The organism is Hymenobacter elongatus (assembly GCF_004745955.1).
Classification (GTDB): Bacteria; Bacteroidota; Bacteroidia; order Cytophagales; family Hymenobacteraceae; genus Hymenobacter; species Hymenobacter elongatus.
This window is the reverse complement of record NZ_SRLD01000005.1, coordinates 154344-168718: the sequence shown is the minus strand read 5'-3', so window position 1 is coordinate 168718 and position 14375 is coordinate 154344. Positions and strand designations below refer to the sequence as shown.

General features: G+C 47.4%; 6 protein-coding genes. All 6 read left to right on the top strand.

Annotation, left to right across the window (positions count from 1 at the left end):
• Positions 1-237: 237 nt before the first annotated feature.
• Complete coding sequence (locus tag E5J99_RS04460; protein WP_167851982.1) at positions 238-708, top strand: OmpH family outer membrane protein; 471 nt, start codon at positions 238-240, stop codon at positions 706-708.
• Positions 708-1307, top strand: coding sequence for a hypothetical protein (locus tag E5J99_RS04455; RefSeq protein ID WP_135496513.1), 600 nt, complete (start codon positions 708-710; stop codon positions 1305-1307). Before E5J99_RS04460 ends, E5J99_RS04455 begins: the two co-directional genes overlap by 1 nt.
• Before the next feature lie 33 nt (positions 1308-1340).
• Positions 1341-7067, top strand: a complete 5727-nt coding sequence (locus E5J99_RS04450) for a hypothetical protein (protein ID WP_167851981.1) — start codon at positions 1341-1343, stop codon at positions 7065-7067.
• Between the two features lie 533 nt (positions 7068-7600).
• Entirely contained in the window at positions 7601-12631 is a 5031-nt protein-coding gene (locus E5J99_RS04445) for an RHS repeat protein (RefSeq protein WP_167851980.1), read from the top strand.
• Positions 12628-13023: a hypothetical protein gene (locus tag E5J99_RS04440; RefSeq protein ID WP_135496510.1), complete on the top strand. Its 396-nt coding sequence runs from the start codon at positions 12628-12630 to the stop codon at positions 13021-13023. Before E5J99_RS04445 ends, E5J99_RS04440 begins: the two co-directional genes overlap by 4 nt.
• Positions 13024-13144: 121 nt before the next feature.
• Complete coding sequence (locus E5J99_RS04435) at positions 13145-14296, top strand: YCF48-related protein (RefSeq protein ID WP_167851978.1); 1152 nt, start codon at positions 13145-13147, stop codon at positions 14294-14296.
• Positions 14297-14375: the final 79 nt, after the last annotated feature.

Here is a 14375-nt window from a genome sequence, read left to right as displayed (position 1 = left end):
CTCAAACGTGTAGAAGTCGGCGTGCCGCTCTAAGGCGCAGAGCGCCTCGAAACGCGTTTCAGCCAGGGCTAGGTAGTCCGCTTTGGTCATCATCACAAGGGGGGCAATGGTCTCCTTCAAAGATATCGGCCCCAAGCGAAGTTTTGAATTACACCCTGCCTGAAAAGCATGACATTAAAAATACACTCTGCATGTATAATAATACTTATATGCCTGTCTGCTTATATTTTATTCAACTTGTCTGATAAAAATATCGCTTATGTTGACTCTGGCAAATTATTGAATAACTATCAAGCAATGCTTGATGCGCGAGGAGCATATAAAGCAAAATTGCTCAAATGGCAAAGTAATACGGATACGTTAACAAATATCGTACAAAAAGCCATTAGTCAGTATGAGAGAGGAGTCAGTACCATGACAGAAAAAGAGAAAAAAATTGCTGTATCAACAATACAATATAAGCAGAAGCAATTAGTAGATTATCAGAAATCAGTGCAAGAAAATGCTAGAAGGGAAGATGATCAGAGTACCCAGTTGATTCTTAACCAAGTAAACGCATTCTTGAGTCAATACGGTAAAAGAAAAAATTATGATTTAATCTTAGTAGCAAATCAGAGTGGCAATATTGCCTACGCCCGAGAAGGATTAGACATTACAGATGAGGTGATAGTTGAGCTAAATGAGGAATATAGACCTTATAAAAGATAATGAAATTCGGATTTTTCAGTGCAATTATATCCCTTTTTCTCGTAGCAACTGCTTGTAAGCAGAAGGTGAGCGGTGAAGAATTAGAGATATATATTCAAGATACTCATAACGGACTTGTTCATATTCAGGATGTACAGGATATCCATATTACGGCCTCATACTTACCTGTGGATTTACTAGTCTTTCGAGATTTTTCACCTGAGCATCCTGCTACGGCCATAGCGTTCCAAGAAGCCTCCAGCGCATACAATGCTGTTCAGTATTTTACCCTTACTTTCTCAGTAAAAGGCCATGAGGTTTTAGATCCAGCAGTAGGGCTAAATAAGTATGGCGCGTTGCTAAGAACATTGTCTTTTGGAATGCAACAGTATGTTAGTATAACGACTGCAGACGGTGACACATTACGTCCCCTCACGTATTCTCTTGATCGGACTTATGCTATGAGTTCCGCCACACAGTTACTTTTGGCTTTTCCTCTAAGGCCAAAAGCAGAATGGTTGCAAGTAAATGTTCGAGAGTTTGGTTTGGGTTGTGGTAATCTAGCTTTCCGTTTTCGCCAGTCAGATATTCAAAAAATACCCAAAATCAGTTTTCAGTAGAAACCGCCTACACAACACGTTTGCTTCCAGTATATGTTCTTCCAAAATTATAGGGTAGCTCGCACCATTGCGGTCTTTTTTCTGGTCCAGATGAGCACTCAATTGGTATGGCCAGTGGCTAGCTATGCCCTGACCTCAGGGCCAACAGTGCCCGAAGCAACCAACTTTGAGCCCGTTGATACAACGGACATGGTCAATCTAAATAGCGGGGACTTAACATATGGTATTCCATTGCTGGAAGTACCAGGACCTGAAGGCGGGTATCCCTTATCCTTATCCTATCACGCTGGTGTACAACCCAATACTGATGCTTCCTGGGTGGGTTTAGGTTGGAGTCTGAACCCAGGGGCTATTTCCCGTAACGTAAATGGTTATGCTGACGACCATAACGGCGTCTCGATGGTCAACCGGGAGTATTGGGAAGGCAGTGAGAGGTCAACTTATTCGGTAGGTATAACAGCTGGGGCACAAGGGTGCCCAGCCTCAGTATCCTTTGGTCTTGCCTTTTCTCAGGATACTTACAAGGGCTTCGGAGTAGGTGGATATCTCGGATTGGGCCTAGGTCTGACTAGTTCTCAATCATCAGTAGGAGTTGGTGCCTCGGTGTCGATGGGCACCGACGGGTACGGCCAGGGCTACATGGGAGCGGGCATTGGGGTAAGTAGCAACACAGCTGTTTCAGTAGGTGCCAATGTTGGCCTATCCACCAATTTCAGTTCTGTAAGTGCAAATGGTGGCGCTAGCATAAGTTCTGGTGGCACCACATTATTAGGCGCTAGTATGAGTTCAGCTGGTGGTTCTCCTTCCGTTAAAGTTGGGGGAGGTAGTATTGGAATAGCCAATGACCGGGCAGGTAACATCAGTTCAGAATCCCAAAGTATCGGTATTGATATTCCTGTTTATCCTGGTATCAGCGTATCACTCGGATATGATTACCAGCGTGTATGGAGTGATGAAACAGAGACAGCCGCAACTCATGGGGCCTTATATTATCCAAAGGGATTTCAATCCAATGCTAGAATTCCTATATCTTATAATGACAACTCGCTCGAGTATCGACATGGCTACAAAAGGACAGAACTTGATAACCAAGCTTATGATACCTATCGCCTCCTTGATCCGGAAAACGAAAATATTTACGATAATCCGGATCCAGATTTTGTGCAAGGAGGAAGTTTTCCTGACTACGATAACTACAATGTTGTAGCCCAAGGACTCTCGGGCAGTATGCGCCCCTATAGTTATCAGGAAGCATTATATAGCCGCACCCGGCGCTCCAGAGATGGCCGGATTATTATCATGTCGAACCCACGTCCTTCGGATAATAAGCAGTTATCATTTCGATTCGAAAATGATTTTTCGAACCGCTATCTACAGGAAAATACTGAAGGCCCTTGGATTGGGGATAATTCGAATGATTTACGCTATACATTCGATAAGAACTCTGTTAAAGGCAGCTCCGATCCAAATGATAACTTAGGTTATGATCCAGCAAAAGATAGACTCACGGGTTCTAAGCACATTGAATATTTCACGAACAAACAAATTCGTGAGAATACCGCTAAATTCGCTGGCTTTATTAACACAACGTCAGCAGGGCTGACCAGAAAGGCAGTCAATGATGATCAGATAGGCGGCTTTATGATTACGAATGAAAGTGGCGTCGTTTACCACTTTGCGTTGCCAGCATACAGCAGTAGTGAACAGGTAAAAACTGAAAATATTAATGATCTCACCGCATGGAATAAGCTTAGTAAACCGAACGATTATGCTTATACCTGGTTTCTAACGGCAGTAACCGGTCCAGATTACGTGGACCGAAACTCTGATGGACTCGTCGATGAAGGTGACTGGGGTTATTGGGTTGATTTTAACTATGGCAAATGGATTGAGTCATACCAGTGGCGTAACCCTTCGGAGGGTTTTCATATCGATTTGGATGGTGGCTTCAGAACTCATTCATTTGGCTTCAAGCAGATCTACTATTTGAACTCGATTCGTACCCGTTCCCATACGGCCATCTTTGAGAAAGAGCTGCGTGCTGATGGAAAGGACTACCGGGGTGCAGGCGCTCAGCAGCCCTATGGAATAAGCCGAAATACTAATTTTAAAGAAGCTGAATGCTATCAAGGTATTTGTGAGAATGCAGTGGTCACCAAAATTTATACTTATGCGAAGGCTCAACTACGGCTCAAAAGAATACTGCTGCTAAACAATAAGGACGTTCCTACTGATATTAAATCACTTTCTAGTACATATAATATACCTGCGTCCGAAAAAGGTATAGGCAGTCAAGATCCTGAGTATCCTGGTGCCGATGTAGCACTTTTTTTTGAAAGAGGAGAGCACACAGGAGAAAATATAATAGATACTAACGATATTGCTTCACTAGGCACTTCATTCCTAGGAAAAGTGGTAAAAGGTGTGGAGCTATCCTACGACTATTCTCTTTCACCCGGCACTGTTAATAGTTATGGTACGGCTGATGCATTTTACACTTCTAAGGATCACGAGCCCTCCTCAGCTTACCTTGATTTACAAGGTAAGCTGACGTTAAAGTCATTAAAAACACTTGGTGAAGGGTGCGTGAGTTTAATTCCTCCTACTCGTTTTGGGTATGAATTACCAGAAATTTCTACTAAAAGAGGAAAAGTAACTGTACTAAACAACGGGAATACCGCTGAAATAAATAAAGTTGGTGGTATCAGAGCCGATAAATCCAAATTTAAAGTTGGGGATATACTTGTGTTCAAAAGCGATAAAAAAATAATATATTGTGTTCTTACTAAATATATATCTGAATCGTTAAGCTATCCAAATAACGATCGGTTTGAGGTTCGTTATTTAATTAACATTCCTCAGCCTCTTGCAGACTATGATGCTCGTACGACAAAGAATCCGCCGTATTTGAAGGATCACGTTGATGAGTGGGGACTATTTAAAAGTGACTATGACCCTAGAACAACTGGAGGGATTGAAGTTTATACACGCGCTACAACAGAAGTGTCATCAAAAGCGACTGATGTTTGGTCATTACGCACGATTAGCTCTCCGCTGGGATCTACAGTATCGTTTGACTACGAGGGAGATGATTACAAAGGAACAGTTATCGAAAAACCTGATGCTATAGCATACATACCGAGTAGTGGGCCCTTGCGCACTGTATCAAGTAACGAAATTGTACGCGGCCAAGGATTTATATTAATAAAAGCCCATATTGCTACTTCATCCTTCTTCAAAATAGGAGAAAAAATCCTTGTGTCTGGGCTAGTATCCAAAGAATCTGGGCAGGGAACAGAAATGCGGCAAGATATTCCTCTTTCCATTGTTGATGTGCCTGATGAGAATACAGCAGCTGGCTCTAGTAACACGTATGCGATTGCAGTAAAAGAAATAGATCCAAATAATGGATTGTTTCACCCAATGGATGGCTCTAATTTCAATGCTACAACAATATTTCTTGGATTTGTCAAACGATTTGAGAAACCTAAGAAATACTACGGCGGAGGTATTCGCGTTAGTAAAGTCAAAGTTGCTACGGCTCAGGCAGAGCGTACCACAACTTACAACTATGATTTCGCGGGTAATTCGTCGGGTGTAACCTCTTATGAGCCTGGTTCTATCATCAACGTACCTAAAAGTGAATATGCCTATTACCATACCGAGAATACCAGTGAGTCATTTAAAAACCTGTATAAAGAATGGATGCAGACATATTACAAGAGTCTGCCTACTTTGCTGTCTACGTCCCGTGAGCTTCCTAGTCCGGGAGTTCAGTATGAATTTGTTACTGTTCAGGATGTTCTAAAGAGAAAAGGCGAAACGACTGAGTTGACAATGCCCAACTCCTCGATGTACCAGTTTGAGGTGTTCAAGCCATATATGTTGGGCCTCACCGGTGCCCCTTTCACACAACTATCAGCTACTTCAGAGTCGGAGGTCCGAGTTCGGCGCATGGCCATCAAGGATTTCACCAGCCGCATTGGTAAGCTCAAACGCATCATTGCCTTCGATCAGCGCAGAAATAAGCTTAGGGAGACTATTAATCATTATTTGCATGATGATGCTCAGAGTCGCACTACGGAGCAAGAAGCTGCCGCCTATACCCAAAAGCTAGCGGCTTTCGACAAGCAGGGAATCATTCAGGAAAGCTTTGGCGATTCAAGGGAAGTGCTGAACCCAGGTATGCATTACGACCGCAAAATCGTAATGAGTCAGCGAGACGTATACCCCACTATCCAATTGGGCACGACTACCATCAATTACAAAACCGGCGTCCGGACGTCCTCACAGAACCTAGCCTTCGACTTTTACTCGGGGGCCCCTACCAAAGTATTGTCCGTTGATGGATACGGTAACCGGTTCATGACCCAGTCCGTGCCCGCGTACCGAAAATACCCGGCCATGGGTCCGAAGACCACGCAGGCCGCCAACCGCAACATGCTAATGCAGCAGGCCAGCACCTATGTGTACAAAGTAGATGCGGCCAATACGGCTGTGGGTATACTGTCAGCACAGGTGCAGACATGGTCAGATCAAGTGCCAGTTTTGGGTGCCAACACAACTGATCCTACCTTATTTGGTAGCCAGCCCGGCATCTGGCGACCTTATAAAAGCTATGTGTGGATGCCTGAAGGAACAACTCCAGATGGTGTAACTCTTTTGAATCCCTCAACTCCCCAAAGCTTCGTTGACTTCTACTCTTCAGCCAACTCACCTTGGTGGCGGGCTACATTAGAAGCAACCCTCTACGACGTTTACTCGGGCGCCTTGGAAGCTAAGGATATGAATCAGCAGTTTGTAGCCACAAAGAGAGGCTTCACACACAGTAAAGTACTCATCAGCGGCAGTCAGACGCGTTATCAAGAAATAGCTTATTCTGGTGCTGAGGACGAGCCGGCTAGCAATGGCAGCTTCAGCGGCGGCATCACTACTACGCTGGCCAGCGGCGGGTCTACAATCTTTAGTGACCCAGCACGTACGACTGATAAAACGCATACCGGCACCCAAAGTCTAAAGGTTCTATCCACCCATAATGGCTTCTCTTATAATGTGCCTCTTGCAGTAATTAGTACTCGGCGGGTATATAAAGCTAGCGTATGGGCTACAAGCCCAGAAGTTAAACTATCCTACTTACTGAACGGGGTGCAGAAGGACGCGGTTAGGGGAACGTCGACTCGCCAAGCTAATGGGTGGTACTTACTAGAATTGCAGATTCCGGCCATTGGTTGGGGCAATTCTTCTTTCCAGGTGAACTCATCAAATGAAAGTGCTGGTGATGTGTATATGGATGACTTTCGCTTCCAACCAATTGACGCCTCCACCCAAGCCTATGTATATAATAATCGCACCGGACGGGTGACTGATATTCTGGATAATTTCAATTTGTTTTCACATTACGAATACGACGCGGTCGGACGCATAACTTCAGTAAGTCGCGAGACTTTTTCGCATGGTGTTCGGCAGATAAGCGGCTATAACTACCACTACGCTGGTACACCTACTGCTCTGGACGAGGTGGAGCTACAGTTGAAGGTGCAGGCTGGAAATGTCATTACCATAGAAGTGCTACTCCCGGCGGCGCTAGCAGCTACTAGTCAGATTGGTTATAAAACTACGGCTAGTGGAGCCTATAGACCTGTCACAGGCTCTACTTTTACTTATAGTGCTACAGGTTCAGGTATTCATTGGCTGAAAGTGCAAATCCAAGATGCTTTCGGCAATAGCCGGGAAATAGCTAAGAAAATTACCGTCCAATAATCTGTAGCACCATTCTAATGGATTCTTATTTCTACCAGCGTTTTCTGAGTCATTGGCTACTCGTGGTGCTTTTCTTTAGTTCCCAGTGTGTGTGTGCTCAGAACCCGCAACCCGTAACTATAAAACTTACAAGTGGGGCCATCACTCCTTGCATTGGACAAACTTGCACCTACAGAGCAGTGACAACATGCTCCGGCACGAACAAGTACCGATGGACCATTTCAAGATCAACTTCTACTACAACTCCGAATATAGTAATCTCAGGGTCAACGGGGTCAACATATACTGTAACATGGTATGAGCCAGGTACAATTGATGTATTTGTAACAACAAGTGAAGGACAAAGCCAAGAGCAGTACCGTAACGAACCAGTAGGCAGTGCCCCCTGTGGAAATGACGAGCTAACTGTTATCACAGCTGGCCTCTCTCAGGGTGGTTCGATTACCGGACCTTCACAAAACTGTGCTAATGCTGCCTTAACGCTATCTTACACTGGTTCTGCTGGAGTCAAGGAAGTACAATGGTCCAAACTTGTGGGCAACAATTGGGTAACGCAAGGGTTACCAATTCAATCAACTGTTAATGCATTATATGAACTAAGCCTGCCAAGTGGAATTAGTATAACTACTCAATTCAAAGCTACGCCGGTTGGGTGCCAAACATTACCTGAAGCTTTCTTTACGGTAACCGTAGAAGAAACTGCCGGTAAGACTTATGGAAACCGGGAAGTAGGCGCTGGCAATAATGAGGGCACAGTGATGGTAGCTGATTACACGGGGGCTATTGCTGGTTGGCAATCTTCCGAGGATAATGGCATCACCTGGTCTTCCATCAACGAAACGGAGGATGAACTTTCTTATTCGAGCCTGATTCAGACAACTCTATATCGGGCTAAAGTTCAAACATGCTCGGGAGTTCTCTACTCTGAGCCGTGTACGATACGCATCCGGGAAATCAATTGGACGGAAGAGCTTAGCTATGATGAAGCTGGGGAGGTGACGGGGGCGACTAGAGCTTACTTTGATGCAGTGGGTAAGGCGCTCCAAACCCAACGTAAAAACATCACGGCTGGTAAAATATTAGCTTCCCAACCCCTTTACGATAGCTATGATCAATCGGTGGGCAGTACTCTGTCGGCTCCTACAAAGTCACCAGAATTTGAGTACGATCCTCTGTTTTTTACTTCTCAAAGTGAGCCGACAGTTCCTTACTCCTACAAGCACTTTGATAATTGGACGACGGTAACCGCTCCACAACCTGCGGCCGTCGCTATGCCTGGGACACTAGGTTGGTATTATAGCACCAATAACACCCTAGAGCCTTATACAGCCGTTACAGCCTATCCCTATTCTCGGACCCAGAGCGCGCCTGATGGCAGCACCGGTGTGGTGCGAGCTTCTATGCCGGGTGATGCGTTTCGCTTAGGGCAAAACAAGGAAACTGTATCGGGCAGTTTTGCTGTCCGGGCAGAGTTGGATGCGTATCTGGCCTTGAAGAACCGTTACTTTCCGGCTTCCGAAATGGGAGCCAGTGTTACAACCTTAAGCATGGCCGCTACCCAACAAGTAAGCCGCGATGCACATGGGCAGCTATCTGTTTCCATTCAGGACAAAGAAGGCCACTCACTTATGCAAGCCCGACCGGGCGAGAATACCGAACTCACCATCGTGCAAAGTTCGGTGGAGATTGGTTGGCCTTACCGCCTTCAGATAGCTGCTAGTGAGTTAGCCCTATCACCTATCATAGCGGCGACGGCAGACATTATGGTGTATGACGGGAATGAGGTTTTGGTGTATACTGGGCCCGCTACTGGCTATTCCATTCCTACCTCAGGTTACACCGGTCAGTATTATTTCTATTCGACTGACCCTTTTACCATTGCTACGCCTTATATCGATACCACTGGACCCATTCCTGTTCTCAAGCATGAGGACTATGTAGCCCAGAGCCGGGAAGCATATTCTTTCTACAACTTTTGCACTTTCAGCGCGGGCGCAATCAGCATTGAGCTGCTATCCGGTGCAGCTCAATATGAGTTGGTCAATTCAGTTACGGGCGGCGTAGTTACCGATATAACTGCCCTGCCAGCCGGATTTTATCAGATCAGAAGTAAGCGTGGTACTCTGAAGCTGACCTACACCAACGTGTACCAGGATATCAGCTACAGCTTTTACAATCAAAAAGGTCAGCTGATCGGCACACTAGCCCCGAATGGCGTCAAGCTGCTGGCCGACGCGCAGAAGGCGGGTACCCTGGAAAGCACGTATCCAACGCGGGCGTCTTTGCCCTTCTTTACCAGCTACGAGTATGACACCCAGGGCCGCCTGCTGGCAGTCACAGAAACTGATGCCGGGCGCACCGAATATCTATACCGGACAGACGGAAAGCTCCGTTTCTCGCAAAACGCCTTGCAGCGTACTACAGGGTATTTTTCTTATGTAACCTACGATGCAGTTGGCAGAATTGTCGAGGCCGGTGAAGCTCGTCCCACTGCCAGTCAGCCTAATTACTTCGCTTCCTTGCGTAACGACCAAGGCGCTATTGATACCGGTGAGTTTACCGATGTGCGCCACCGCGTCGATGTTACGACCACCGTCTACGATGTCTCTTACGAAACCTACGGACGTTCCAACTACACCCAGGAATTTCTGGACGGTCGTGTTTCCACAACCATAAAGTATTACGATGTCTTACTGGGTTCTCATTCCTTGACTACCTCACAGACGTGGTATAGCTACGATGAGCAAGGCCGGGCCAAATGGCTCATCAAACGCATCAAAGACCATCCCACTCGTACGATTGACTATACCTACACTTTCAATGGAAGTGTTGGCAGCGTCTGCTACCAAAAAGACACGCCTCTGGAACGACTTACCCACTATTATACCTACAACAAGGACCAGCAACTGGTGAAGGTAGAAACCGGGAATGACGATCCGGCAGCGCCCATCGGGCCGCATACCGAACAAGTCCGTTACCAATATTATATGCATAGTCCGCTCAAGCGTGTGGTGTATAACAAGGACCTGCAGGGCCTCGATTACACCTATACTGCGCAAGGTTGGCTTAAGTCAGTTAACGATGCGGACCTGCAGCACGACCCTGGCAAAGACGGCGTCGTGAATCCGGACGGCAAACCGGACGTAATTCTGCCTGATCTGTTTGGCATGTCGCTCTCTTACTACAATTCGGATTATAAATCAGCAGCTGTCCCCACTAGTCAAACGACCTTACCCATTGCTTACCCCGAGCGGTTCAATGGCACGATTCAGGCCAACATCTGGCAAACCCCAACCAGGCCCATCAGCGCCTATGGCTATCAGTATACCGACCGGGGTGAGCTGAAACAGTCGAACTATGGTCTTGTGGCAAGCACTGGCAACCGGCAGTACAGCTTCACGGCCGACTTAACGGGTGTGTACTCGGAAGGCAACCTCGCCTATGACCCCAACGGCAACCTGACGCGCCTCACCCGCAACGAAGGCCTGTCCGGGCCGGGCATGAACATCGATTACAGCTACCTGGGTATAAATGCCAACACCAACAAGCTGACGGCCGTGAAGCAGCACGCATCCAACCAGGAGGTGATTAAATACACCTACGATCAGCTGGGCCAAATGACCGCCCAGCAGGAAGTGCAGGATGCCGCCAAAAACAAATACCTGGACTATGACGTGTCGGGCAAGGTAACGGCAGTGTATCAGGATGCGGCTAAAACATCTGCCGTCGCCAAATACATCTATGACGAGTTTGGCCGACGGGTTATCAAGCAGGACTACCTGCACCTGATTCACGGCGGCCCCACCGAAACGTACTACGTGCAAGATGCTGCTGGCAACGAGCTGGCTTCCTACGTCACGGATGCGACGACCCGCCAGGTGAAGCTTTACGAGCAGCCTCTCTACGGAGCTACGCGCGTAGGCCTCATTCGGCAGCCATTGAACGATCAGCCTGGCCAGCAACTCTATGAGCTGAACGACCAGCTGGGCAACACCCGCATTGTGTTCCGGCGCCCTACCACCCAGACGTATCTGGCGACGATGGAGGAATGCCAGCTCTGCCCCGAAAAGCAGGACTTCAACTTTCCTACCTCCACGGTCCGCACTACGGCCTTCGCTCACGGCGGCTCCAGCTACTCCGTTCAATTGGGCGAAGACAATACCCAGGGGCCCAGCAAAACCCTTCAGGTAGACCGGGGCGATAAAATCAAGATTGAAGTATATGCGGCCTATCCCAACCAGGATGGCGGCATCTTCCGCGCTGCAACGCCTTTCGTACTGGCGGGTGCGGTAGTGGCGGGCACCAGCACCACAGTGCCTACTCCAGAGCATGCGCGTGTGCAGCCCCCAACGTGGCGTAAGGCTCTGAACACGCTTTCCTTTGGCTTACTCATACCGCTTGGCTCCGGCAAAAACCGGGCATTAGCCCCTCCTGTGGAGCAGCAGGTACCCAATGCGGCTTTGCAGTACGTGGTGCGCAGTAAGCGCGGCGCCTTCCTGTCCAACCAAACCATCCCCGTTTCAACGACAGCCGAAGGAAATTGGGAAAAGCTGACCTACGAGCTGGAAGTGGACTCCATGGGTACAGTAGAAGTGTCAGTAAATACCTATGGTATTACGGACAGAGTCTACTTCGACGATTTGAAAATTGAGCATACTACTGGCCCACTGGTAGAGGAGAACCACTTCTACGCCTATGGCCAGCGCAACGCCGGCCTCAGTTGGACACGCCGCTACCTAGACAGCTACCAGCATGGTTATCAAGGACAATTCAGTAAATTTGATTCTGAAACGGGTTACAACAGCTTCGATTTACGCTTATATGATGCGAGGATTGGCCGGTGGATGAGCGTAGACCCGAAAAGGCAACACTTTAGTCCATATATCGGCATGGGTAATAATCCTGTTTCCCGTAGTGATAAAGATGGAGGGGAAGACCATGAATACACATATGATGTTAAAACAGGTCAGAAAACCTATGTTAACAATCGAGGAGGAAGTGAATATGACATCATTCATAATGGTTACCAAGAAGGAACATCATTTGTACAAACAGCAGCAGACCAAGTAATATCTTATGGCTTGTCTGGTGGGGATGTGGGAATTAATGCATACTCACCATGGAACCCACAAATCCTCGGTGGAGAGCTTGCCTGGAGTCCAAACGCTTACGGAATGGGTTTTAGCATGAAACTTGGGTTAGCGATAAATAATACTGAACTTATGCTTTATGGAGCGCTTGACTCTGGCTTGAGCGGATCTGACACCTTTCGACCTTCTTTTAATGTGTCTCCAAGTTTTTCCTTTTTTGCAGCAGATAAAACGACACCTGCTGCTCCTTCTAATACTTTAGAACCGGTATTAGGTCGCTCTTTCTATCAAAGCGCAGCATTAGGCCCACTTTCATTTGGCCGTTCTCTGGGAATAAAAACAGAATCTAATAATACTGTAGCTCCCGATGGATACACTACCTATTCAGTTGGAGTCTCTAGTGGCTTAGGCTATTCTACTGGACAAACAAATACAGTGCCCTTACTGCGGTTCAATAACCCTTTAGCGAAATGACAAACAACAGAATACTTGTTTCTATTATCATGTCAATCGTATGCGTAACCTTAACATCATGCCCTGAAGTTGTCTCTTGCACAGAGGATGTCAGGCAATTTGAGAGGAAAGAAGTAAATATAATCGTGTTAAATAACAAGTCTATTGGTAGAGAATTTTTCGTTTCCGGAATAGATCCAAGAACAATGAAAACAATAGCATACAGAGACAATGGAGGATTTTACATAGAAGTAAGAAGGAGTTTACAACTTGGAGATACATTGGTGAAAAATATTGGAGAGAATTTCTTCGAGATAAAGAAGGCAAAGAGCAATATTAGATTTATCAAATCATGTGATGGATCAAATTATGCTCCAGTTGAAATATATGCCCAAAAAAAACTGGCGAAATAAATTTTTTATGTATATAAGAATGCCTCAGATTCAATATTTTTTTCAAAAAATGTTTTTCAAAAACACCCTCTCTGTTTTTTTCTTTTTTCTTTTAGCTAATCACTGTGCAATAGGCCAATGGGTGAACAAAGGCCCCGGCGGTCAGTCGCTGTCCAGTATTCACTTCTTTGATGCTACCTTAGGGTACACTGCCGGGTCGGGGGGCACTCTCTACCGGACGCGGGATGGCGGCACAACGTGGCAGTTGATACCTAACTTCCAGACGCAGGGCCTGCGCAACCGTATCCGGTCCGTGGCTCAGCCGGTTTTAGGTACCGTGCTACTTGTGTTTGAAACACCGAACGGCCCGCAGCCCACGTCGCTCTACCTAAGCTCGGATGCGGGCAACAACTTTGCTTTCCAGCAGTACGGCACCTTCAATAACTTGTCGTTTCGCAAAGGCAACAAGGGCTTGCTTCTAGGCGATGCCGGTACGCTGAAATTCACCACTTTCGAAGGCTATCTGTGGATTGCGGTGTCCAGCGGCACCTCAAACAACCTGCGGGACGGCGACTGCCCCTCCCCGGATGGGTGTTTCGTGGTGGGCGACGGTGGCACTATCCGCCGCTCCAGCCCGGATGCCTACACGTGGCAGGCCCAAAACAGCACCACCTCCACTCGCCTGAACGCCGTGTCATTTCCGGATGCGCAACGGGGTTACGTCGTAGGAGATGCGGGTATGGGCCTGCGCACCCTCAACGCCGGCGCTACCTGGACGCGCATGACGATGGGCACCACCGTCAACCTGAACGACGTACATTTCCTCTCAACCCAGGTAGGCTTTGCCGTAGGTGAGTTAGGCACTATTCTGCTCACTACCGACGGCGGCACAAGTTGGCAGGCGGAGCCCAGCAACATGTTCGAAACCTTGTACTCTATTGCTGCCACCGCAGATGGAAACAGTATCTGGGTAGCCGGTGACGCTGGCACAGTACTTAAGCGCGGCCCCGTGGTGCTGGCTGCTGGCAGCGCTACCGCCAATTCTGTATGGCAAGTTTACCCCAATCCCTTCACCTCCAGCCTCACGGTGCAGCTACCACAGCGCCAGGGCCAAGACTGGGAACTGTCGCTACTCGATAACCTAGGCCGTACCGTGGCACATCAGCAAGGCTCTGCAACAACCAGCCATGCTACGCTGCCGCTGCCGGTCAGTGCTAGCTCAGTGGGAATCTACTGGCTACGGTTGAAGATGGGTCAGCTCGTCGAAACGAAGCGCTTAGTACGCATGCCGTAATTCCTTCCCCTATCAACTATAAAAAAGGGTCGCAACACTGTGAGCGCCCCTTTTTTCTTACCCGACAGCCGACTTTCTT

Bases quoted from the DNA above. Each gene is read 5' to 3' on its own strand.
- E5J99_RS04455 (WP_135496513.1), top strand. From the start codon at position 708: ATGAAATTCGGATTTTTCAGTGCAATTATATCCCTTTTTCTCGTAGCA.
- E5J99_RS04450 (WP_167851981.1), top strand. From the start codon at position 1,341: ATGTTCTTCCAAAATTATAGGGTAGCTCGCACCATTGCGGTCTTTTTT.
- E5J99_RS04440 (WP_135496510.1), top strand. From the start codon at position 12,628: ATGACAAACAACAGAATACTTGTTTCTATTATCATGTCAATCGTATGC.